Below are 23,976 nucleotides of genomic sequence, written 5' to 3'. Positions count from 1 at the left end.
TAATTAATTAAATTTATTAATATAATATTGTTGAATGATGGATAGAATATTATTCCAAGACCAATATATTAAAAGTCCCACAGGAAAACTACTAAACATAAATAAAAAAATTAGCGGCATAAATTTCATTACTTGAGCTTGCATCGGATCCGCAGGTTCAGGACTCATTTTTTGCTGTAAGAACATAGTAATAGCCATTAAAATAGGCCATGCTCCAATCATTAAAAATGACGGCGGCGAGAACGGTAATAAGCCGAATAAATCAAAAATAGTAGTAGGGTCAGGTGCAGATAAGTCTTTAATCCAGCCGTAAAACGGTGCTTGCCGCATTTCAATAGTTACATACAATACTTTATAAATGGAGAAAAATACCGGAATTTGAACAAGTATAGGTAAACAACCAGCTACCGGATTTACTTTTTCTTTTTTATATAAAGCCATAATTTCTTGATTTAAACGTGCTTTATCATCACTGTATAAATTTTTTATCCTATCGATTTCCGGCTGTAAATTTTTCATTTTTTTCATCGAACGATAAGACTTATTGGCTAAAGTAAACATTAATAGCTTAATTATAACCGTAACAATTAATATACTAACACCGAAATTACCGACATAGCCATAGAAAAAATTCATGGCGTAGAAAACCGGTTTGGTAATTATATAGAACCAGCCGAAATCAATAGCTCTATCAAATAATTTAATATCATATTGCTTTTCATATTTATCAAGCAAGTCTACTTTTTTTGCTCCAGCAAAAATTCTGCTTTTAATTGAAAAATTTTCGCCGGGCTTTATTATTTGTACCGGTGAAATAAAATCTACCTGATATCTTTCAGTCCCTTGCTTAAGAGCATAATTAAAATTCGAGCTGTAATTACTTGATTTATCCGGAATCAAGGAAGATAACCAATATTTATCGGTAATTCCTATCCAGTCAACCTTACTTGCTGCAAATTTTTCACTTTTCTTATCTTTAATATCATCATAAGAATATTCTTTAAGATTCTCGTCTATACACCCGATAGGTCCTTGATGTAATATATTCACCGCTTTCTCTACGGCAATATATTTACGATTTATTAAACCGTAAGATTGCACAGGAAGTTCTTTATCACTATTATTAACGATGGTTTGCTCTATAGTAAATAAATAGTTTTCATCGACAGTAATAGTAACTAAAAATTTAACTCCGTCTTCATTAACCCAAAATAAATGAACAGGTTTTTCAGGGCTTAATATTTCACTATCACTATTCCATATAGTATCGTTGTTAGGAAGTTTTACACTAGATAAATTACTAACTAAACCAACTTCAGCAAAATATGCATTTTCTGTATTAGCCGGTGAAAATAATCTCACTTCAGGACTATTTTTAGATAAATCTTGTTTATATTTCTTTAATATTAAATCATCAAATCTAAGTCCTTTTAATGAAATAGAACCGGTAAGTGATTCAGATTCTATTTTAATACGCTGTACTTGACTTTCTTCTTGAACAACAATACCAGTTGCAGGTTCGACTAAAGCTTTTAACTGTTGTTTCTTTAAATTTTCTGTTTTCTGCACTGCTATTTGCTGTTGCTGTTTTTTTTGTTCAGGTTTTACAACAAAATACTGCCAACCGAAAATTATACTTAAAGACAGTATAATAGCGGCTATTAAATTAATTATATTATTATTCATTCCTAGGTCTTAAATTTTAATATTTTTAAAGCTTTAAGTTTTTAAAGCATTTAGAGCAAATAATCAAGTAGTATATATACTTCTTTGCTTTCAAAAGTAGTGAATATCCAAGCTGAAAGACAACTTCCATCTTGGATACAAATTTAATTTATTTTTTTATTTTTACTACTTTTCATTTTACTTCTATATTATACCACTCCTACATTCTGAAATATTTTTAATTTAAATTCAGGAAGTATAGAAATGAAATGTTCAGAAATATTGTCCTGTATATTTTCATAACCTACTAAATTTACTTCTTTAACAAAGATATATATTTCTATAGGCAACCCATTAATCGTAGGTTCAAGCTGTCTTACTAGAAAAGTAAACCCTTCGGTATAAACTGCTGGATTATTTTTTAGATATTCCTGAATATATAATTTGAATAGTTTAATGTTGGTTAAATCTTTCTCTTCTTTATCAAGAGTGATTTTATCTATTACATCCTTTGATATATAAGGAGATTTTTTTAGTGCTTTTAAAATAGTAGCATCACAGAAGTTAATAGTTGCCATATTAATATTAAATACTCTCTTTACCCTTCTTGCTCCTGATTCACTAATTCCTCTATAATTAGTTACGTTAGAATTTAAAATGCTGTAAGTAGGAACTGTGGAAATAGATTGGTCAAAATTCCTAATTGTTACTACGGAAATAGTAATTTTTTCAACTGTTCCTTCAATTGCGCCTATACGTACCCAGTCTCCAATATTAATAATTTCTTGAGTAGTTAGTTGCAAGCTTGCAAGTAATCCTAAAACGGTATCTTTGAAAACAAATGTTAAAAGAGCTGCGGCTGCACCTAAGCTTGTTAAGAATGTACTAAGCGAAATATTTAATATATATGAAATAGTTACCATTGCTGCAATAACTATGACAATAATTTTTAATATTTGAAAATATAAGCTAAGCGGTGCATTTTTTGTAACGGCTTTGATTCTATTGTGATACAGATCTGCAAAAGCATCTATAAGCGTTAATAATAACATCGTCACAGATATACCAGTATATAAGATTACTATAGTATCTTTGATTCCCAGTAATACATGTGCTTTAAAAGAAGTAGGATGAAAAATCTTTCCCCAACATACAAAGTAAAGTGCTAATAAAGTATGTAATAAATAACGAAATATAGGATATTTTTTTATCCTTTCATAATCATCATAATGATGTCTAGTTAAATAATTTTTTACCGGAATAAAAATTAATCTTTTAATTAGAAATATCACCGGTATAAGAGATACTAACATAACAAACAATAATACTAACTCAGTACTTGAGGTATGATATAGATCCATTAAATATTGCATATTTTACCTATCATTATTATTATAAATATAAATCTTTTTTATTATTACTAAGAATTTTATTTTTATCAATAATTTTCACTCAAAAGAATTTGGTATTGCTAAGCAAATATAGATACTGTCATTGCAAAGCCACGAAGCAGCTGCGGCAACCCATAAAAATAATAAAAAACTGAATTGCCTAGTCAATTACTTACGTAATTTTCCGTAACTCAGACGTTAAATGAATTAAATAACTTATTTATCTATGACATTTCCTAATATCAATCCAATTATTTTCTCTATAGGTCCACTTGCTATCTCTTGGTATTCTCTTTCATATGTAATAGGAATTTTGCTAGGCTGGTTCTATGCAAATAAAATTATAGAAAAATTTAAGCCTCAAATTACCAAAAAAAATCTAGAAGATTTCATTACTTATGCCGTTATAGGCATAATAGTCGGAGGCAGACTAGGGTTTGTTTTATTATATAACCCTTCTAGATATTTTTCAAATCCAATAGATATCTTAAAAACTTATGAAGGCGGGATGTCTTTCCATGGCGGAGCTTTAGGGGGGATTATTGCTGCTTATTTGTTTTGCCGAAAATATAAAATTAATTTTTTAAGTCTCACGGATATAATAGCCCCTGTAGTACCTATCGGATTATTTTTAGGTAGAATCGCTAATTTTATTAACGGCGAACTATACGGACGTATTACAAATTCTTCTTTTGGTATGATTTTTCCGAATAGCGATTTGATGCCAAGACATCCTAGTCAATTATATGAAGCTTTTTTTGAAGGTTTAGTATTATTTAGTATCTTAGCATATGCAACATTTAAGCACAAAACTTTTAAAAAGTGCGGTTTAAACTCAGGAATATTTTTAACATTTTACGGTCTTTTCCGAATCACTATTGAAATATTTAGAGAACCCGACATACAAATCGGGTTTATTTTAGATAGCTTAACTATGGGACAAATTTTATCTGTACCTATGTTACTTTTAGGAAGTTATTTAATATGTCAATCGAATCCAAAATAAGACAATTAATTGATCAAAACGGTTATATTACTTGCGATGTCCTCATGCAGGAGGTATTAAACTTAAATCCTACTTCCTATTATAAGCAAGTAAAATCATTAGCTAATGAAGGTGACTTTGTTACGGCTCCTGAAATTTCACAGCTATTCGGTGAAATTATCGGCTTATGGTGTATCAGAGAATGGCAAAGAATTGGCTGCCCAAAAAGTCTTAGTTTAGTAGAGCTTGGTCCTGGTCGAGGTCTATTAATGCGTGATTTACTACGTACTGCAAAATTAGTACCGGAATTTTATAAAGCATTATCAATTGAACTAATAGAAATTAATAAAAATTTTATTGCTTATCAAAAGGCTAATTTACAAGATATTAATTTACCGATTAGTCATCAATCATTTGTAGAAGATATACCAAAAAAACCTACTATAATAATAGCTAACGAATTCTTTGATGCTATACCGATAAAGCAATATATTAAAGTCAAGGAATTATGGTATGAAAGAATATTTGTAGTGCAGCCGGTAGACGAAAGAATTAAATACGATAAAATAAGCATTAATAAGCAATTACAAGAATATCTTCTGTGTACTCATATTGAAGCAAAAGACGGGGCAGTACTTGAAGAATCTTATAAATCGATAGAAATTATAAAATTTATAGCGCAGCATCTAAAAAGACTAAGCGGCAGTGGCTTAATAATAGATTACGGCTATGATATAGCTCCGAATGGTAGAACTAGATATCAATATAATCAAACATTACAAGCGGTTAAAAACCATAAATATTGCCCCATCCTTGAACATCTTGGAGAAGCTGATTTATCGGCACATGTGGATTTTTATGCATTAAAGACGGTAGCTAAAAACAGCAAAATAAACGTAATAGATACAATATCGCAACGAGATTTTTTAATAGAAAATGGAATCTTATTACGTAAACAAACATTGCAAGACAAGTTTAATGATAGACATCTTGCCAAATTCGCTTATAGAGAGGAATTTAAAGGAGACACGAAACGCAGCACCGCAGCGTACACTTTAGTACGTGAGGATGCGAGTATCGGATCGACGTATAAATTAGCTCTAGAAGTAGAGTTTGGCAAGATGTCTGAGCAGGCACAAATAATAGAAAGACAGGTAGAAAGACTAATATCACCGAAACAAATGGGAGAATTATTTAAAGTATTACAAATTATGAATTAATTTAGGTTTTTTTGTGGACATTTCTAAAAAGATTCAATTTTGGCTATTTGTTGCTGCAAATTATAAGATTTTTTTGAAATATGACTAACTATTCCGCAAAAATCTTATTAATTTTCGTTACAAAATACCTCAAAATAGCAAATCAACTAGAAATGTCCACAAAAAAACCTAGGTTCTGAGTCTTGATTATAAATGGACAACTTAAGTCCCCTTCTTCACATTTCAGCATGGCTTCAAATTCTTTTTTATACGCTCTTCGGTTTTTCCTGTAAGATGTAAGACACATAAGCAGTATCATTGGATATACGGAACCGCCATAAACCCCAAAACTTCGAAATTCACAATCAGCATCTCGGTACTTAATCCATAAATTTGGGGATTTTTTAAGTAAATTAACTTGTTCTCGTTTGTCTGAAATATGTTTTAATATTTCTTGGTATATTTGATTTAGTTTCTTATCAACTTTCTTATATTCTGCAGCGACACAATAATTCATGTCACCGTGTGTCATGGTATTATTACAATCAACAGAAAATAATTGCTTTTTTCATTATTTTATCATTTTTAAAAATAATTAATTAAGAATCACACACCGTGACGTTCTGCAATTAAACTTTTTATTTTACCGATAGCTTTAGCAGGATTTAAGCCTTTCGGGCAGGTCTTAGTACAGTTCATAATCGTATGACAACGGTAAAGCTTAAATGGGTCTTCTAAAGCTTCAAGACGTTCACCGGTATTATCATCCCTTGAATCGGCAATCCATCTATATGCTTGTAGTAAAATCGCAGGACCCAAATATTTATCACCGTTCCACCAATAGCTAGGACAAGAAGTAGAACAGCAAGCACATAATATACACTCATATAAACCATCAAGCTTTTCTCGGTCTTTAATCGACTGTAACCTTTCAGAGTTTGAAGGGGTAGAGCTATCGGTTTTGAGCCAAGGTTCTATAGATTCGTATTGTGCATAAAAATGCGACATATCAGGTACTAAATCTTTCACTACTTTCATATGAGGAAGCGGATAGATTTTGATATCGCCTGATATATCTTCTATTGGTTTTATGCATGCTAAAGTATTTGTACCGTCAATATTCATTGCACAACTACCGCAAATTCCTTCCCGACAAGAACGCCTAAAAGTTAAAGTAGAATCGATTTCGTTTTTGATTTTAATTAAAGCATCTAAAACCATCGGTCCGGTTTTGCTTAAATCTATCTCAAAACTATCGATAGTAGGATTCTTATCAAGATCAGGGTCATACCTATAAATTTTTATCTTTCTAGGTTTAAGCATTTCCTCTTGTTCTTTATGCTCTCTACCTTTTTTTACTACTGAATTTGGCGGTAACCTTAACTCTGCCATTTTAAGTACTCTCTTAAAATTTGTTTTTAGAACTATACAAAATAATTAGCTAATTCACAATCTTTCATACCTGTTACGTGGATGACATTAATGTCTCTAGGTTGCCATGCTACTTACAGTTACTCACAAGGTATTGCCAACGTGGATACCGATGTCATTCCCGCAGAAGCGGGAATCCAGAAAAAATAGTCTTAGTACTAACAAAATAAACCTAAAAAAACAAGTTTTTTGTAGGTTTTACTGGATTGCCGCTTCTGCGGGAATGACATCAAGAGCATTTACTGGTCCACGCAACAATGCCTACTCACAATGACGATATTTATAGTTAGCAATCCATATACGAAGATCAACTTCAAAAAGAGCCAGGAGTTCACAAGACGAGGAACGCAGCGTATACTTAATACGTGAGTACCGCAGTACTTGTAGAACGACTTAGCCAATTTTTGAAGTTGATCGAGTATATTCCATTATCCATTAAACTGCTCTTTTTTTTATTGAGTCATATATATTTGCTATTATTTATGAAATTACTGAATTGCCTATAACCCTTTAATCCATCTGCAACATAATGATCTTGAGGGAAACCCATTAAATATTTACATTCATTGATTGCTAGTCTTCTTATCTTATCATTTATATAATAAAGACCGGTTCTAGCACCGACACCGCCACCACAAGCTGATAAAGTGAATGACCGAAAGGGCTGTAAATCCTTTCACCTTGAATGCCTTTATTAACTTGACCAATCCTAATTGGCTTTAATTGCTTTTCAACCGGTATTTTATCTAAAATAACATCATCTCTATTAATATATACGTTTTTATCAACATCCTGTTCTAAAATATCATTAAGAAAAATCATTTCATAAGACTCTTCCGGTTTTACATATTTGAGTGTATATTCACTGCTAAAATCTTTTCGTAAACAAAATAAACTCTTTCTCTTTGTTTGCGGTACTCCAAATAATGAAGCATTTAACACATTTCTATATACTTTATAATCTCATCTAATTTTTTAGTTTCAATTACGCTGCCATTATTAATATTCAGAATATTTTTAACATTCTCAAGCAATAATATATAGGGTTTGTGATATTGTACTATTCTGATTATTTCATACAAAAGTCTACATCTCCTATACCAAGCCTCTTACCTGAAATACTAAAAGATTAGCAAGGAAAACCGGCACATAAAATATCATGTTTAGGGATTTTGGTTTCTGATATTTCCGTAATATCACCGTATGGCTTATCACCGAAATTTCTTTTATATGCTTCTTGTACGTCTTTGTCTATGAAAAAACACATTCAAGACCCTTTATTTCCAAGGCTTTTCTAAAACCACCGATACCACAAAATAAATCTATAAATTTAGACATAAAATTATACTACTAAACTTAGGAAGCGTAATTTTCTTTTTTAGCTTTAGTTGTTTTTGTTTTCTCAGGTGATTTTTCTTTATCTATTTTTATAGTAGATGAATCATTAAAAGGAAATTTATTCTCCTCTTCTGAATCTAAAGCTCTACCACTAAGTAAATTTTTAATTTGCTGACCGGACAATGTCTCATATTCAATTAAAGCATTTGCTAAGGTATGAAGTTGATCTATATGTTTTGTTAAAATATCTTTTGCAAATTCATATCCTTGCGTAATAATTCTTTTAACTTCAGCATCAATTAACTCTGCAGTAGCTTCCGAGGTTTCATTATTAGGTTGTCTACCATACATATCATCACCACTTGAACCGTGAAATATCGGTCCTATTAAATCACTTAAACCTGCTTTTGTAACCATCGCTCTTGCAATATTAGTTGCACCTTTTATATCCGACGAAGCTCCTGAGGTAACTTTATTTCTACCGAAAATAATTTCCTCCGCTACTCTTCCTGCCATATAAACTGCTATAGATGATTCCATCTGTTCACGATTCTGAGAATATTCATCAGTTTCAGGAAGTCTTTGCACCATCCCAAGAGCATTACCACGCGGTATAATCGTAGCCTTATGAATAGGTGATGCTGCAGGACAATAAAGTCCTACTAATGCATGTCCGCCTTCATGATATGCAGTCAACCTTTTTTCTTTCTCCGACATTGCAATGGAGCGACGTGCAACTCCCATCAGCACCTTATCTTTTGCCTCTTCCATGTCGTGCATATCTACTTCTTTCTTACCAAGCCTTGCAGCAATAAGAGCAGCTTCATTAACTAAGTTAGCAAGTTCAGCACCGGAAAAGCCCGGGGTACCGCGAGCAATAATTCGTGCTAGTACCGTACTATTATATTTAATTTTCTTTAAATGTACTTTTAGAATTTGCTCACGACCGTTTATATCAGGGTTTGCAACGGCAATTTGACGATCAAACCTACCGGGACGCAGTAATGCACGATCAAGAACGTCAGGACGGTTTGTAGCTGCAATGATCACAACTCCCTCGTTTGCTTCAAATCCATCCATTTCGACTAACATTTGGTTTAAGGTTTGCTCACGTTCATCATTGCCGCCACCCATACCGATACCTCTATGGCGACCTACCGCATCAATTTCATCGATAAAGATAATACAAGGAGCATTACGTTTACCCTGTTCAAACATGTCACGCACACGGCTTGCACCGACACCTACAAACATTTCAACAAAATCAGAGCCAGATATGCTAAAAAACGGAACATTAGCCTCACCTGCAATTGCTTTAGCAAGAAGTGTCTTACCGGTTCCGGGAGGACCTATAAGTAAGCAGCCTTTCGGTATTTTACCACCAAGCTTTTGGAACTTGCTTGGATCCCTTAAAAAATCTACTATTTCAGTTAATTCTTCTTTTGCTTCATCGATACCTGCTACATCTTTAAAGGTAATTTTTGGTCCTTTATCTGATAGCAACCTAGCTTTAGATTTTCCAAACCCCATGGCTTTCCCACCTCCATGCATTTGACGCATGAAAAAAATCCAAACACCTATCAATAAAAGCATAGGAAACCAAGAAATTAAAAAGCCTAAAAAGGTATTCATTCTTGTTTCAAGAGGCACTACTTCAATATTAACGTCATTGCTAGTAAGACGATTTACTAAATCAGGATAATCAGGAGCATAAGTATTAAAAGTAGAGCCGTCATTTGAAGTGCCTTCAATTACTCTACCCTGAATTTTTACCGAATTAACGGTCTTTTCATCAACTCGTGTTAAAAAATCCGAGAAAGTTATATTATTTCTTCCACCAAGTAAACCGTCAGATTGGAACACATTAAAAAGTAATATTACAAAAATAAAAAGTGCTGCCCAAGCTAAAATACTTCTACCTTGATTATTCATCGATATAAAACCTAATAAAAATTTTTATTGGTATAAGAGAGGTCTGTAAATAAATTTTAACTATAAAATTTATTTACAGATAACCTCTTAAATACCGGTGTTAGCAAAAATGGGTGAAACGAGATACAAAATTTGGAGAAAAAGATATTTCAAAGTTCCACATGTCGTTATCATAATATGATATATGTGGTATTGCTATAACTTTTTCAAGTATTTTAATGATAGGTAAGGTCAATAAAACTGCATTGTGGTTTTTGCAGGATAGATTTTTCAAAGGTTCTAAATCTAATTGTTTCTTTATTATTTTATAATCTTTTAACGATAGATGAGTTACAAAACAATTTGGAGTTTCTTGATTTTTTGTGATACAAAATCTATTATCCCAAATAACTGATTTATCTAGTAATATTTTACTCTCAGGCAATTTTTTGCCAAATTCCCTGTATATAAGTAACTCGTTTTGTATGCGCTTAATTATACAGCCATGAAGTGTATTCTTAAAGTTTACGTCTTGAGTAATTAATTTCAAAATAGGTTCTACCGAATAAAAACGAGCTGTTCTAGATTGTCCACTAATTATTATCAGTAAAAAATTAATTATTTGTACTTTCACCTCATTTGAAAACTTATCAAATTTAACTAAATCAAGAAAGGCAAAGCCATATTCAAAAATCTTGACCGCTTCAGCTATCGCCGATATTAATTCAGGCTTAAACTCGTTTTCTATAAGTTTGTTGGTTTTAAGTTGTTGTGAGATTATTGCGGCTTTAGAAATCTTTCCACACTTCGCTTCTAGAGATAATTTAGACGCCGTTCCGGTACTCGCATCCTCACGTGGCATTGTTGCGTGGATCAATTTTACCTCTGTCATCCCGTGGCTTGACCACGGGATCCAGTTAAAAATACTAAAATTATTAGTACTTTTTATTGTCTTTACCGTGGTCAAGCCACGGGATGACACAGTGAGTTTTACCGGTCCACGCAACAATGCCTCCTCACCTACGCTTGTGTACGCTGCGGTGCTGCGTTCCGTGTCTCCTTTAAATTCCTCTCTATAAACTGGTTTGGAAAAATGTCTAATATAATCTGCACCTTTAGCTAATTTTTGCCTAATAACATTTCGTCTATATTTATCAGATGAATTTGACTCATCTTCAAACCATTTTATATTATGACTGACTAAATATTCTACTAATTCACTTTTTGGAATATTATATAGCGGTCTAATTATGTGTATATTATTATACCAATTGATATTACTGCTACTAAGTCCAAATATACCGCTATTACGCTCTAATCTTAAACAAAAATTTTCTACGTAATCATCTTCATGGTGAGCAGTTAAAAGTACTAATATATCGAGTTCTAGACATAGATTTGTCATCAAATCATAGCGTCCTTCTCTTGCTCTTTCTTGTAAATTGGAAAAATTATTTTGATGGTCAAAAGATAAACTATAATGCTTGCGATTTAGACTATTACTGATATTTTGGATATAATGGGTCTCTTGCTTCGACTGTTCCCGTAAGTTATGATCAACCGATATAACAAATAATTCTATATTATTTTTCTCTGCCCAAATATTAGCAAGATAAAGAAGTGCTAACGAATCGCTCCCACCAGATACTGCAATCGATATTTTAGATAAGCCAAAATTACCTATTAGATTATTGATATTATACTCAAATTTTTCATATAGCATGGTTGAAAAATGTTAGTATTGTAAAGTGTTTGGATATTGTGGTCAAACTTAGTAGTATGTCATTTCCGCGTAGGCGGGACGTTGTTGCATGGCTCTTATGTCATTCCTGCGAAAGCAGGAATCCAGAAAAAAAGTATAAATACAGCAAATTCTTGAAATTAAAAGCTCGATTTATCTCGCTTTATGCTGGATGCCCGCCTACGCGGGAATGACATCGAGCAAGTTTCTCAATCCATACAACAATGCTATGCTTTTGCAATGGTAACAAAAAACTACACAATTAGATGATAAAAAAAATTTATGCTGACTCAGCTAAATCTTCTGAAGTTTCAGTCTTTTGTTCGCGTAAATAATCTTGTGCTTCTGATTCTGATCTTGCAACAATAACCGTAACTATAGCATTAAGCTCTGCATGGAGTCTTATTTCAACTGCATAAATTCCGGTAGATTTAATTTGTTTATCAAGAATAATATTTGAATGAGAAATATTATAAGATATATTTTCAGATAATTTATCGGCTATTTCTTTATTAGTAACCGAACCGAAAAGTTTACCGTCATTTGATGTTTGACGGATAAAAACTAATTGTTGATCTTTAATAAGAGCATTAATTTTTTCTACTTCTTCTCTTATTTGCTTATCTTTTGCTTCAAATTCGTGTTTTTGTTTAACTATTAGCTCTTTATTAGGCTCAGTAGCTCTAATAGCTAATTTTTGCGGTAAAAGATAATTACGACCAAACCCGTCTGCTACTTTGAGTATGTCGCCAATTTTACCTAATTTTCTTACGGGTTTTATTAATATAATTTCCATGTATTATGCCTTTATTTAGCTTGAAATACAAAAGGTAATAACGCTAAAATTCTTGCAATTTTAATAGCATTATTTAGCTTTCTTTGTTTCTTTGCACAAACATTTGTGATCCTGCTTGGTAACATTCTACCGCCTTCAGAGACAAATTTTATTAAAAGCTCAGGGTTTTTATAATCAATAACAGGTGCATTAGGCACAGAAAGAGGGCATCCTTTACGTCTTCTAAAAAATACTTTTTTAGCAGTTTTATCTCCTACCTTGCGACCAGCTGTTTCACTAGCATTATTACTTTTTAACATTCTTTAACCTTAATCCTTACAAATTTAATTATTAATCGTTACGTCAATTACCGGAGTATTTTCTGTACTTTGATTTTTTAATATCGGTGAAGGTTCACTACTAATTGAATCTGCTTGAATTGTAAGAAATCTAATGATATTTTCGTTAAGCTTCATTTTTCTTTCTAGCTCTTCTTTTACATTACCAGTAATATCTAGACCTAAAAAATAATAATGTCCTTTTTTGTTATTACCGATTTTGTAAGCTAAAGTTCTTAACCCCCAATATTCTTTTTTTATGATAGTGCCATTATTATCTTTAATAATTTTAGCAAAATCATCAACGATTTTATCTATATCGTTTAATGATACGTCTTGACGTATAATAAAAACTGATTCATAAAAGCTCATGATATATAAGAATCTCCAACAAACAAACTTTAAAATAAAGCTATTTATAGCAACTAAAACTATTAAATTCAAGTATTATCTTTAAAAAATTATTATTTCTTTGTTTCTTTTTATAAAAAGTTTGCTATAAACCCTAATAAATTAGAAAATTATTACAAAAATTTTTAATTATTTACTAAATATTAATGAAGATTAATTCAGTGTTTGATAAGCTATTACCTGAAGTTTTAATTATAGAATAAAAAAGTGTTAATATTTCTTTAAGTAATGATATAAGAGAGAGCAGGATTTAATATAATGAGGGCTTCAACTCTAGAAAAAGCATTAACTTATTTTTTTAGTCAACTGCTTTTTATCATGATTATTAGTGCAGAATTACAAAAAAATCCTTTAATAACAATAAATAACTAACAGAAATAGACGATAACGTGCTATTTTTTTATAAGCCCTTCTTATCTGAGCAAATAGTAGGTACTTTAAAGAGCTTATTGAGACGTTTCAAGTCAGTTGTACAAGATAATATTATTAAATTTAAGAATCTAAATATTGATTTAAATACTAAAAAAGTATACAAAGACGGACTGAATATTCCTCTAGGTCCTACTGAGTTTAAAATTTTACAACTTTTTTTTCAGGTTTCAAATGAAGTATTGTTGCGTCAAGAAATAATAAAATATTTATGGGAAAGTGAAGAGACCTTTAATGAACGTCTCATAGATGTTTCATATAAATAGGATTAGATAGGTCTTAGGGAAAGACAATTTAATTATTACAACCGTTAGTTTATCGGTTATTGTCTAAATAAGGATAACTAGAATTTTATTGTCAAAATTTCCTTTGTATTTATGCATTAAGTATGTTAATATCTATTAATATTGATGTATAATATAATTAAGATTTTATTCGTTGCCGATTTATATATTTTATAACTAAAAACTGTAAATTTTATGTTAAGTAAACTAAATAAGCCCGCTTTATTTGCTTTAATATTTTATCCTATTTTTATTATATCTCTTGTAGTTAAATATTCGTTTGATTATGGAATAGGGCTAACTGAAGTTATTTTTATAATTGCTAGTTATTATATTAATAATATTACCGTTGGGATCGGTTTGCATAGGTTATGGTCTCATAATGCCTATAAAATAAATAAATATGCCGAGTTTGTCTTAATTATGCTGTCTGCAGGAACATTACAAGGACCAGCTTTATCTTGGGCATCGAATCATTATAAACATCATAGATATACGGATCAAGACCAAGATCCGCATACTCCTTTAAAATTTGATAATAAATTTTTAGGCTTCATATGGTCTCATATAGGATGGATGCTAGTCGGAAGCGGTAGCTATAAGTCTATTGATCGCATTACTTGGGCTAAGCACGGGAAAAACAATTTATTAAAATGGCAGCTAAAATATTATTGGCAAATAGCAGCTTTTATGAATATTGTCGTGCCTTTATTTATCGGTTACTTAGTCGGTGGTACTATGCAATCGGCATATGCAGGATTTTTATTTATGGGGCTCGGTAGATTCCTACAGCAGCAAGCAACCTTCTGCGTTAATTCTTTATGCCACTTTGCCGGTAGTAAAAAATATTACAAAGGCACTGCCGGAGATATTTGGTGGATGGCATTATTCTTACTCGGTGAAAATTGGCATAATTACCATCATGCTTTTCCTTCAGATTATCGTAACGGTGCAAAATGGTATCATTTGGACGTTCACAAATGGATAATATTTTTAATGAGTAAAATCGGTTTAGCTTCAGAACTTGAACGTACTACAAAAGTACGTATACAGGCAAAAATGCAAGAAACTTTAAGCTATCTTAGTGAAAAACAAAAGCAAAAATTGACTTTAATGCAAACTAAAATAGATCATTTATTAGAAAATCTATGCTTAAAAATTAAAGAACTTGAAGAATCATCTATTACTATCAAAGAACAATTTAAAAAATCTTTTGTAGAAATACAAGAATCACTTAAAAATTTAGCGGAGCAAGTAAGTGCTGCAACGCAAATAACAGAAAAATCTTCGGAAAAACTATTAAAAATAGTTAATAAAAAAATTATTGATGCCGAACAATCTATTTATAAGCTGTATAATCAATTAAATACCTTAAAGGTATCTAATTAGGCATTATTAAATAAAGATAGATATCGTGGTTGCAAGCAGGTGTTGGTGTTGTCACATGGATCCTGTTATGTCATACCCGCCTACGCGGAATGACATCGGTATCCACGTGGACAACACCTTCTCACAATGACGCAAACTATCATTTTTTACTTAACAACGCCTCTAATTAGTTTCAATTTGAATGATAAAAATTTTAGGTATAGAATCAAGCTGTGATGATACAGCTGTTTCTATAATCACCGAAAATCGAGAAATCTTATCTAATATAATCATTTCACAAAATACAGAACATGCAGTTTTTGGAGGGGTAGTACCTGAAATTGCTGCACGTTCTCACTTATCGCATCTAGATAAAGCATTAAAAAATGTTTTAAAAGAAAGCAACACTAAATTAACGGACATTAGTACAATTGCTGCAACTTCCGGTCCAGGTTTAATCGGCGGTGTTATAGTTGGCTCAATGTTTGCAAGATCACTAAGCAGTGCTTTAAAAAAACCCTTTATTGCAATTAATCATTTAGAAGGTCATGCTTTAACCGCAAGACTAACCGATAATATTCCTTATCCTTATTTACTCTTGTTAGCTTCGGGCGGACATTGCCAATTTGTAGCAGTTTTAGGTCTCGGAAAATATAAAATACTAGGATCTACTATAGATGATGCCGTAGGCGAAGCCTTTGACAAGGTAGCCAAAATGCTAAACTTAGCTTTTCCCGGAGGACCTGAAATTGAGAAAAGAGCAAAACTTGGCGATCCTCATAAATATAAATTTCCAAAACCTATAATTAACAGCGGTAATTGCAATATGTCCTTTTCAGGACTTAAAACTGCCGTGCGTACTTTAATAATGAATTTAAAGGAAATTAATGACACTGTAATCAATGATATAGCGGCAAGTTTTCAATTTACTATAGGAGAAATTCTAAGTAGTAAGGTACAAGATGCTATTAGAGCATATGAACAAATAACAAATAATTTTGATAAGAAGAATATAGTTATTGCCGGCGGTGTCGCTGCTAATAAATATTTACAAAAAATATTAAGTAGCTGTGCTAAAACATATGGTTATCGGCTTATTTATCCACCTATCCACTTATGCACCGATAATGCTGCAATGATTGCATATGCAGGACTTGAGCGTTATAATAATAAGTTATTTACTCCTTTGAATTTCTGTCCAAAAGCTAGGTGGAGTTTAGAGGATATTAGTAATTAAAATTTATTTACTGATATCCTCTAAGAAGAAATATAATTTTTTAATATTGACACTTCTTAATTTAGCAGTATGATATGTAATTACCATGAAACATGGCAATTACGTATATAAAAAAGAGGTAAGTTTATGAGCAATAGCAATTATGAAAACATATACAAAGCATTTAATTGTTTTTCAGAAGCAACCAATTCTGCCTATTCAGCCGTAAATACTTTTTTAAAACTACCTAATGTATTTAATAAATATCCTACTATTATTTCTTTAATTTTTTCTAAAACAGCAACATTAGACTCTAATATAACCAATATAATTAAAAACGGTGTTATTATATATGAGATATCAACAGCCTTAATAGGGGCCGTAAATACTTTTTATAAAGATAAAAAACTGGTCGATAAAATATTAAAAGACGGACAGAATGCTATTGATAAGCTTATTGAAACAACAACCTATTTATCGCCAATAGTTACAGATATTACAAATTCTTACTTAGTTGATCCGTATAAAGAAGAAAAAGCACTATTATTTGACTTACAAATTCCTAACTCTACTAGTAGTGATTATTATAAATTATCAGGTACTGACAGTATAACATTAGCTGAAATTGAATATTATTAATACTAATTTATAGAATTTTTTACTTTTTCTAGATGACCGACCATACTCCTTTTAGTTGTGGTCTTGTTGCATTGCTCGTTTTGTGTCATTCCCGCTTCCGCAGGAATGATATCAAACGCGTTTTTTGAGCTATGCAACAAATCTTTTAATAGCTCGCAATGACAAAATCAATAATTATTAAACAGTGCCTTTAACAAGAATAGTGAATTATGCGATAATTCGTTATTCGGAAAAAATTAATCAACTCATTGTTACCTTCAATTCTTTATCCTTTGCATTTATTTTAACCGTTTTACCGCTACTTATTTCGCCTGCTAAAATCATTTTGGCTAAATTATTTTGTATTTCCCGCTGGATAAGACGTTTTAAGGGTCTTGCTCCAAAGCTTGGATCATAACCTTTTTCGGCTAAATAATTTAATGCAGATTCATCAAATTCAAGAATAATATTTTGTGCTAGTAAAATTTTCTTTAAACTTTCAAGCTGTATCTTAACTATATCATGAATATTATTACGATTTAGGCGATGGAATAATATAATCTCGTCTAGTCTGTTTAAAAACTCAGGTTTAAATACTGCTTTTACATATTCCATAACCTCATCCTTTACTTTATATGTATCTTCGTCCTCTTTCTGATTAACGAGTATCTCAGCACCTAAATTAGACGTTAAAACTATTATAGTATTCTTAAAATCAACCGTTATACCTTGACTATCTGTTAATCTTCCCTCATCAAGTATTTGCAGCATAATATTAAATATGTCGGGATGGGCTTTTTCAACCTCATCAAATAATATTACCTGATAAGGACGGCGTCTTACTGCCTCCGTCAACACTCCGCCTTGATCATATCCGATATAGCCGGGAGGAGCTCCTATCAGGCGAGAAATAGCGTGCTTCTCCATGTATTCCGACATATCTATACGAAGTATTGCATTACGGTCATCAAAAAGAAAACCAGCTAAGGCTTTGGTAAGCTCGGTTTTACCGACTCCGGTCGGTCCTAAGAATAAGAACGAACCAAGCGGGCGGTTAATATCTTGAATCCCTGCACGTGATCTTCTTACCGCATCACTAACACCTTTAATTGCCTTATCCTGCCCTATTACCGATTCTCGTAATTTCTGCTCCATCACAAGCAGACGCTCACGTTCACTTGATAGCATCGTATCAATTGGAATACCAGTAATACGAGAGATAATACTTGCTATATCGCTTTCCGATACAATTTCTTTTAACAGCCCTTTATTATCCATACTTTCGGCTTCCTGAATCTTTTTCATAATCTCAGGTATAATTCCGTATTTTAGCTCACTAGCTTTAGCGAGATTAGCATCACGTTCGGCACGTTCAAGCTCGTTTCGGCTACGGTCTAGTTCTTCTTTGAGCTTTTGTGTTTGCTGTAGTTTAGACTTTTCAGCTTGCCATTTAGCTCCCATATCATAGGATTTAGACTCTAATTTTTCTAATGCTGTAGTTAAATGCTCTATTTTCTTTTTAGAATGCTCGTCATTTTCTTTTTTAAGTGCTGCAAGCTCTATTTTTATCTGAATAATACGACGGTCCAGCTCATCAAGCTCTTCTGGTTTACTTGATAGCTCTATTTTCATACGGCTACAAGCTTCATCAATCAAATCAATAGCTTTATCAGGTAAATAACGATCGGTAATATAACGGTTTGATAACGTCGCTGCTGCAACTATTGCACTATCGGAAATTCGCACTGCATGATGCAGCTCATATTTTTCTTTAATTCCTCTAAGTATTGATATAGTATCCTCAACCGTCGGCTCACTCACGTAAACAGGCTGAAAACGACGAGCAAGTGCCGCATCTTTCTCGATATATTTACGATATTCATCTAGAGTAGTAGCACCGATACAATGCAGTTCACCACGAGCAAGCATCGGCTTTAGTAAATTTGAGGCATCCATAGCACCGTCGGTTTTTCCCGTACCGACTAATAGATGCAATTCATCAATAAATAAAATAATTTCACCGCTTGATTCTTTGATTTCGCTAAGCACTGCTTTAAGACGCTCTTCAAATTCGCCTCGATATTTAGCTCCCGCTATTAAAGCTCCCATATCAAGCTCAATAATACGGCAATTAATAAGCGATTCAGGTACGTCCTTACTAAATATTCGTTGTGCAAGCCCCTCTATTATAGCAGTTTTACCGACTCCAGGTTCTCCAATCAATACAGGATTATTTTTCATACGTCGTGATAGTACCTGCACCGTTCTTCTTATTTCTTCATCACGTCCGATGATCGGATCAAGCTTACCGCTTTCTGCAAGCTCTGTTACGTCTCTGCCGTATTTCTTTAAAGCATCGTAACTATTTTCTGCCGATTCGGTATCTGCTTTTTTGCCTTTACGAAACTGTAAAATAGCTGTTGCTATTTTTTTATTATTAATTCCATTATTCGTTAAAATTTTACCGGCTATAGTATTATCATAAGTTAATGCTTCAAATATACGCTCTATGGTTACAAAGCTATCCCCACTGTCTTTAGCAATGCTACTAGCTTTTTCTAAAACTTTAAGAGCTTCAGCAGAAGAATAAACTTGTCCCCCTCCCTCAACCTGAACTTTTGGGATTTTATTTAGTTCTAGCTGAACTTGATCTTTTAATAAGTTTATATTACCGCCGGTATTATTAATAAGGGTTTGAATTATACCTGTTTCTTCACTTAAAAGACTAGATAATAAATGCAAAGATAATATTTGCTGATGATCATTTTTAGCAGCAAGTGATTGGCTACTAGCTATCACTGATTTAGCATGTGCAGTAAATTTATCAATATTCATATAAATAATATATTTTAATTAATAAAGTTAAATATTTTTAACTAGACTATTTATTATATAATAATTTTTAATTAAAATCACAAGAGATGCACAACTACATATAGAATTTTATAATGCTTTCATCATTAAAAAACAATTTGATAACGATAAGGAGTTTTTATTAAATCATACAAAAGAATTTTTAACCACACCCGAAGTAGGCGTTACTTTAGAAACAAATAGAGCGAAAATTGAAGAAGCTGTTGAAAAAGGCAACTTTACTGAGGCATTACAGGGTTTAGCAATGTTACGTCATGAGAAAACCGGTATAAAGCTTACTAAAATTGAAGGGAAAAACGGTAAAACTCCAATATTAATACGTGACGGTCGTAACAATCCCAATGAAAAAATTGTTTTAGGCACTAAAGCTTTTGAAATGCAATATTTAAATGCTATCAGAGGAGCGATAAACATAGCAAAGGGCAAAAATAAACCTGAGCTTGTACTAAAATTAAATAAAGAAGCAGTAAAATTTATTAATAGTTTTAATACTTTGAATATGGAAAAATCACAAGAAAACATCTCAAAAAATAGGCAAGCTGAAATTGACAGTGTTGCTGAATTGCTAGGAAACAATGGTATTAAAAATGCTCATAAAAAATTAAATGTTGCTAAAGATTTTCAAAATTTTAATGATGAGCATTGTAATATAGTCACGTTGTCAAAAGTCATCAATGATGAGGAAAAAGAGCATATTGTAGTCGAAGCGGAAGTAGCTTTTAAAGGCTTGACAGAAGAACAAAAGCAAGAATATCAAAATAGAGACGATAAAAACTGGTATAATGTAATGCCTGAATGCGAGAGGAAGCTTGTTGATCAATATACTGATACAATTTAAAACGGTAGGCATGTTATCCCAACCCAGTTACGACAAATTGTTGGCATGAAAAACGCCTTTGAGAAAATTGGGGCAATAACTGACAAAGACGGTAAAAATTTTGAAACATTGCTTACATCTAAAACATGCAGGTACATTAGCCTCGATTTCAAATGATATAGATTCTAGACAAAAAATTACCGACTTAAATGCACGCCAAGCTCAAGAATGGCTTGAAGACGGCGTTACTCTTCATACTAATACATTAAACTCAGGTCCTATAGGAGCTGGCAATGATCCAACAATTGTTGATCAGACAAAAAAATCTATGGAAAATGTCGGTGGGAAAAATACTAATACTCCTCTTAATTTATTTAGGCTTATAGGAATAACAAATAACTTTGCAGGAGTGAGTGATACTTTAAACAAAATAGCAAAAAATTTACCGACTGAAAAAGGCATTGATGAATTAAAAGCACATATTAAACCGAGAAGCAAATTTGAACATTTTTTTAGGATAAATAAACCTAAAGGAAATGCAGCAGAAACAATTAACAATGCAAATTTAACGGATCAGGAAAAAGAAATATTAAAAAAAGCTGTAACATTAAGAAAAAATATTGAACAAGCAGATATTCCTTTTAGAGTATCCTTCGAGACAAAACTTCCTTTTATATCTTTTGATAAAGAAAATATTAATCTAAATATATCAGATGTCTTAAGTAATTTAACAGCGAAAATAAGACAAAATAAACAAGAAACTAAAACCACTAGTTTAATAAATTTACCTCAGGAAGAAATATGCACAATGTGTGCCAACGGTAAAGATAGAGAAGGGCTTAATGAACATAATAAAATATCTCAAGCAGTATCAAAATATACCGGTATAAAAAGAAAACAGATATCGATAAACAATTACTTAAAAACTGTCATATTACTCAGCAAGCAGGTAGTATTTATGCAGACGGTGCAACAATAGGTTGTTACGGCACTAAAAAAGAAAATAAAAGAGTCATTCCAAAAAGTAGAAAAGAAACACTTGCTGCTATAATGGCATTAACTGCTAAAACTAATAAAATTGCAGACAAAAAAAAGATGGATAAAAGATAGATGCAGAATATGAAAAAAATCACCCTAGAGAATCTATCGCAATACGCAGTGATAGGAAAGTTGTTAAACCGTTAACTAAATCGGTATCACAGCTTAAACTAAGTATAACCCCACCGGTTAAATTTAATAAAAGTCAAAATATAGGTATGGAGAAATAATGTCAGAACTTACAATTGTAACAGGCGGTACTAGAGGAATAGGTAAAGCTACCGCTTTAGAATTAAAAAATAAGGGTCTTACGGTAGTTGCTAATTTTCTCAGCAATTACGACACTGCTAAAGAAATAGAAGAAAAATACTGTATAAAAACCAAACGCTGGAATATTGCGGATTTTGAAGAATGTAGAAAAGCAGTAAAGGAAATTGAAGAGGAGTTTAAAAAACCAGTAAGTATTCTTGTAAATAATGCCGGTATTACCAAAGATAAAATGCTACATAGAACGAGTCATCAAGATTGGAATGATGTGATTAACGTTAATCTCAATTCTTGCTTTAATATGTCTAGTAGCGTAATGGAGCAGATACGAAACCAAGATTACGGTCGTATAATAAATATCAGTTCAATTAATACTCAAGCAAGGCAGGTTGGGCAGACTAATTACTCTGCTGCTAAAGCTGGAATTACCAGCTTTACTAAGGCCCTTGCTCGTGAAACTGCTTCTAAAAATATCACCATTAACTGTATAGCTCCAGGATATATTGCAACCGAAATGGTAGGAGCAGTACCCGAAGACGTGCTTGTTAAAATCGTTAATAGTATCCCCAAAAAAAGACTAGGACAGCCGGAAGAAATAGCTAGAGCCGTGGCATTTTTAGTTGATGAAAATACCGGATTTATCACAGGTGAAACTATTTCTATCAACGGCGGCCATAATATGATTTAAACAATTAACTAATAATAGATTAGAATATGAAAGAGATCGTAAACCAATTAATCTCTAAAGGAAGAGAACTTTTAAGTAAAAATGAATATAAAGAAGCACTTAATATATTTACCTTAAATTAAACAATATAAAGGTTTTCTACATATCTATTATCATGAAGGCATCACTTACTTGTGTTGGGGAGAGTATTATAATAATGTTGAACAAACAGACCTTTACCTTAAGGCAGTAGCTTCATTACGACAAACAGCTCTATATACATCTAAACCTAAAGATACTGATGTTTTATTAGGAAAAGCTTTTTATAAAGCAGGCAAATTAAGCGAAGCTGGTACTGTACTTAACAAATATATATATATCTTGTCCAGAGAATGAGGAAGAATTTCAGGAAATTCTCAGTCAAATAACTCCAGAACTTAATAAAACTAATAATTCACCGATGTTATCGAGAGATAGTAGTCAATTAACTTCGTTTAATAATAAAGATTCGCATGATATAATAGAAGTGAGTCAAACATTAAATGCATTAATAATCATAATAGCTAAACATAACCACGATATAGCTCGACATGCGCAAGCAATTGCAGACATAAAAAAATGTTACAATCTGCAAATGTTAGGTATACTGCAGATATAAACAACCAAATTAAAGAATTGAAAGTCATTAACCCTAAATTAGAAGAATATTATATTTTGTGGTTCACAAAGTAACCGGTAGGTTATCTAAAACTCAGTCTGTATTAGAATGTTTTAATATGGCTTTACAACAATGTATGTATTGCTGCTAGTGCTGTAAGTAGCGGCCTAGTAGTTCCTGATGCAGGGTATTTAACGTGTGAGTGCCTCTTCTCTTATAAAATGGGTTTGTTATCTTGGCGACATCGCAGCGTCCGGTTTTTTAAATTCTATTGCCACTGCTCTAATAGCAGTTCTGCATGATCCCGGTGATAATATGTTTAACTCTAAGGAAGAAAAAAAGCTAGTAGATGTACTTACTAAATTTTGTAAAATGATTAATAAATAATCTAATATAACCGTACCTGTAGGACAAGATCTACAGAGATTAGCTTTACTTTTTGCTAATTTAAGGAGTGTAGAAATCAAAAAAAATAATGAGACAGATTTCAGTAATTTCTTTACGACTAAATTGCCAATGCACAATAAATTGTTTCGTTATGATACCAAATAATAT

22 protein-coding genes and 2 pseudogenes are annotated in these 23,976 nt (G+C 32.1%); 12 read left to right on the top strand and 12 right to left on the bottom strand.

Annotated elements, in window-relative coordinates; all coding sequences use genetic code 11:
- Window positions 1-3 precede the first annotated feature (3 nt).
- Together yidC and WSW_RS0105350 are read right to left on the bottom strand one after the other, a co-directional pair.
- Window positions 4-1,686 carry a membrane protein insertase YidC gene (gene yidC / locus WSW_RS0105355; protein ID WP_016917359.1) on the bottom strand — a complete coding sequence of 561 codons (1,683 nt, stop codon included), beginning with the start codon at window positions 1,684-1,686 and terminating at the stop codon, window positions 4-6.
- A gap of 188 nt (window positions 1,687-1,874) precedes the next feature.
- Window positions 1,875-3,038 (bottom strand): mechanosensitive ion channel family protein, encoded by a 1,164-nt coding sequence (locus WSW_RS0105350; RefSeq protein ID WP_014273128.1) that lies wholly within the window; start codon window positions 3,036-3,038, stop codon window positions 1,875-1,877.
- A gap of 244 nt (window positions 3,039-3,282) precedes the next feature.
- On the opposite strand from WSW_RS0105350, the gene lgt reads away from it, so the two are divergent.
- Entirely contained in the window at window positions 3,283-4,062 is a 780-nt protein-coding gene (gene lgt, locus WSW_RS0105345) for a prolipoprotein diacylglyceryl transferase (protein WP_016917358.1), read from the top strand.
- Entirely contained in the window at window positions 4,041-5,261 is a 1,221-nt protein-coding gene (locus WSW_RS0105340; RefSeq protein ID WP_016917357.1) for a class I SAM-dependent methyltransferase, read from the top strand. The genes lgt and WSW_RS0105340 overlap by 22 nt, the downstream gene beginning before the upstream one ends.
- A gap of 142 nt (window positions 5,262-5,403) precedes the next feature.
- On the opposite strand, the gene WSW_RS0105335 is transcribed toward WSW_RS0105340, so the two are convergent.
- The 9 genes and pseudogenes from WSW_RS0105335 to rpsF all read right to left on the bottom strand — a co-directional run bounded on the left by WSW_RS0105335 (window position 5,404) and on the right by rpsF (window position 13,146).
- Window positions 5,404-5,772 carry a lysozyme inhibitor LprI family protein gene (locus tag WSW_RS0105335; RefSeq protein ID WP_016917356.1) on the bottom strand — a complete coding sequence of 123 codons (369 nt, stop codon included), beginning with the start codon at window positions 5,770-5,772 and terminating at the stop codon, window positions 5,404-5,406.
- Window positions 5,773-5,846: 74 nt separating this feature from the next.
- On the bottom strand, window positions 5,847-6,632 hold the full coding sequence (locus tag WSW_RS0105330; RefSeq protein ID WP_016917355.1) for a succinate dehydrogenase iron-sulfur subunit: 786 nt from the start codon (window positions 6,630-6,632) through the stop codon (window positions 5,847-5,849).
- A 633-nt stretch (window positions 6,633-7,265) separates the two neighbouring features.
- A pseudogene (locus tag WSW_RS1000000109560) lies at window positions 7,266-7,705 on the bottom strand (DNA cytosine methyltransferase).
- A gap of 158 nt (window positions 7,706-7,863) precedes the next feature.
- Window positions 7,864-8,009, bottom strand: a pseudogene (locus tag WSW_RS1000000113640) (DNA cytosine methyltransferase); the annotation flags it as partial.
- Window positions 8,010-8,027: 18 nt separating this feature from the next.
- Window positions 8,028-9,941, bottom strand: coding sequence for an ATP-dependent zinc metalloprotease FtsH (gene ftsH / locus WSW_RS0105315; RefSeq protein ID WP_016917353.1), 1,914 nt, complete (start codon window positions 9,939-9,941; stop codon window positions 8,028-8,030).
- Window positions 9,942-10,041: 100 nt separating this feature from the next.
- Complete coding sequence (gene tilS, locus WSW_RS0105310; protein ID WP_016917352.1) at window positions 10,042-11,643, bottom strand: tRNA lysidine(34) synthetase TilS; 1,602 nt, start codon at window positions 11,641-11,643, stop codon at window positions 10,042-10,044.
- A gap of 298 nt (window positions 11,644-11,941) precedes the next feature.
- Window positions 11,942-12,457, bottom strand: coding sequence for a 50S ribosomal protein L9 (gene rplI, locus WSW_RS0105305; RefSeq protein ID WP_016917351.1), 516 nt, complete (start codon window positions 12,455-12,457; stop codon window positions 11,942-11,944).
- 11 nt (window positions 12,458-12,468) lie between these two features.
- Window positions 12,469-12,756 carry a 30S ribosomal protein S18 gene (gene rpsR / locus WSW_RS0105300; RefSeq protein ID WP_016917350.1) on the bottom strand — a complete coding sequence of 96 codons (288 nt, stop codon included), beginning with the start codon at window positions 12,754-12,756 and terminating at the stop codon, window positions 12,469-12,471.
- Between the two features lie 24 nt (window positions 12,757-12,780).
- Complete coding sequence (rpsF, locus tag WSW_RS0105295) at window positions 12,781-13,146, bottom strand: 30S ribosomal protein S6 (RefSeq protein WP_010976750.1); 366 nt, start codon at window positions 13,144-13,146, stop codon at window positions 12,781-12,783.
- A gap of 428 nt (window positions 13,147-13,574) precedes the next feature.
- Between rpsF and WSW_RS0105285 the strand changes: the two genes are divergently transcribed.
- The 4 genes from WSW_RS0105285 to WSW_RS0105270 all read left to right on the top strand — a co-directional run bounded on the left by WSW_RS0105285 (window position 13,575) and on the right by WSW_RS0105270 (window position 17,121).
- Window positions 13,575-13,880: a winged helix-turn-helix domain-containing protein gene (locus WSW_RS0105285; protein WP_016917348.1), complete on the top strand. Its 306-nt coding sequence runs from the start codon at window positions 13,575-13,577 to the stop codon at window positions 13,878-13,880.
- 213 nt (window positions 13,881-14,093) lie between these two features.
- Window positions 14,094-15,287, top strand: coding sequence for a fatty acid desaturase (locus WSW_RS0105280; protein WP_016917347.1), 1,194 nt, complete (start codon window positions 14,094-14,096; stop codon window positions 15,285-15,287).
- 181 nt (window positions 15,288-15,468) lie between these two features.
- Window positions 15,469-16,503 (top strand): tRNA (adenosine(37)-N6)-threonylcarbamoyltransferase complex transferase subunit TsaD, encoded by a 1,035-nt coding sequence (gene tsaD, locus WSW_RS0105275; protein WP_014273120.1) that lies wholly within the window; start codon window positions 15,469-15,471, stop codon window positions 16,501-16,503.
- 126 nt (window positions 16,504-16,629) lie between these two features.
- On the top strand, window positions 16,630-17,121 hold the full coding sequence (locus WSW_RS0105270; protein WP_016917346.1) for a DUF5424 family protein: 492 nt from the start codon (window positions 16,630-16,632) through the stop codon (window positions 17,119-17,121).
- A 240-nt stretch (window positions 17,122-17,361) separates the two neighbouring features.
- Here WSW_RS0105270 and clpB read toward each other — a convergent pair whose 3' ends face one another.
- Complete coding sequence (gene clpB / locus WSW_RS0105265; RefSeq protein ID WP_016917345.1) at window positions 17,362-19,935, bottom strand: ATP-dependent chaperone ClpB; 2,574 nt, start codon at window positions 19,933-19,935, stop codon at window positions 17,362-17,364.
- 283 nt (window positions 19,936-20,218) lie between these two features.
- Between clpB and WSW_RS1000000113180 the strand changes: the two genes are divergently transcribed.
- The 6 genes from WSW_RS1000000113180 to WSW_RS1000000113165 all read left to right on the top strand — a co-directional run bounded on the left by WSW_RS1000000113180 (window position 20,219) and on the right by WSW_RS1000000113165 (window position 23,808).
- The gene (locus WSW_RS1000000113180; protein WP_016917344.1) at window positions 20,219-20,812 is read left to right on the top strand and encodes a hypothetical protein; all 594 of its coding nucleotides are present in this window, start codon (window positions 20,219-20,221) and stop codon (window positions 20,810-20,812) included.
- Window positions 20,813-20,912: 100 nt separating this feature from the next.
- A complete protein-coding gene (locus WSW_RS1000000113175) occupies window positions 20,913-21,770 on the top strand; it encodes a hypothetical protein (RefSeq protein WP_016917343.1) in 858 nt (285 codons plus the stop codon).
- Between the two features lie 288 nt (window positions 21,771-22,058).
- On the top strand, window positions 22,059-22,784 hold the full coding sequence (locus tag WSW_RS0105240; protein ID WP_016917342.1) for an SDR family oxidoreductase: 726 nt from the start codon (window positions 22,059-22,061) through the stop codon (window positions 22,782-22,784).
- A 171-nt stretch (window positions 22,785-22,955) separates the two neighbouring features.
- Entirely contained in the window at window positions 22,956-23,159 is a 204-nt protein-coding gene (locus tag WSW_RS1000000109535; RefSeq protein ID WP_016917341.1) for a hypothetical protein, read from the top strand.
- Window positions 23,160-23,223: 64 nt separating this feature from the next.
- Window positions 23,224-23,421, top strand: coding sequence for a hypothetical protein (locus tag WSW_RS1000000113170; protein WP_016917340.1), 198 nt, complete (start codon window positions 23,224-23,226; stop codon window positions 23,419-23,421).
- A gap of 198 nt (window positions 23,422-23,619) precedes the next feature.
- Window positions 23,620-23,808 carry a hypothetical protein gene (locus WSW_RS1000000113165; protein ID WP_238528520.1) on the top strand — a complete coding sequence of 63 codons (189 nt, stop codon included), beginning with the start codon at window positions 23,620-23,622 and terminating at the stop codon, window positions 23,806-23,808.
- Window positions 23,809-23,976: the final 168 nt, after the last annotated feature.

The sequence above is a fragment of the Rickettsia honei RB genome (assembly GCF_000263055.1).
GTDB classification, from domain to species: Bacteria; Pseudomonadota; Alphaproteobacteria; order Rickettsiales; family Rickettsiaceae; genus Rickettsia; species Rickettsia rickettsii.
The sequence above is the reverse complement of the archived record's forward strand: the minus strand, read 5'-3'. Positions and strand labels throughout refer to the sequence as shown.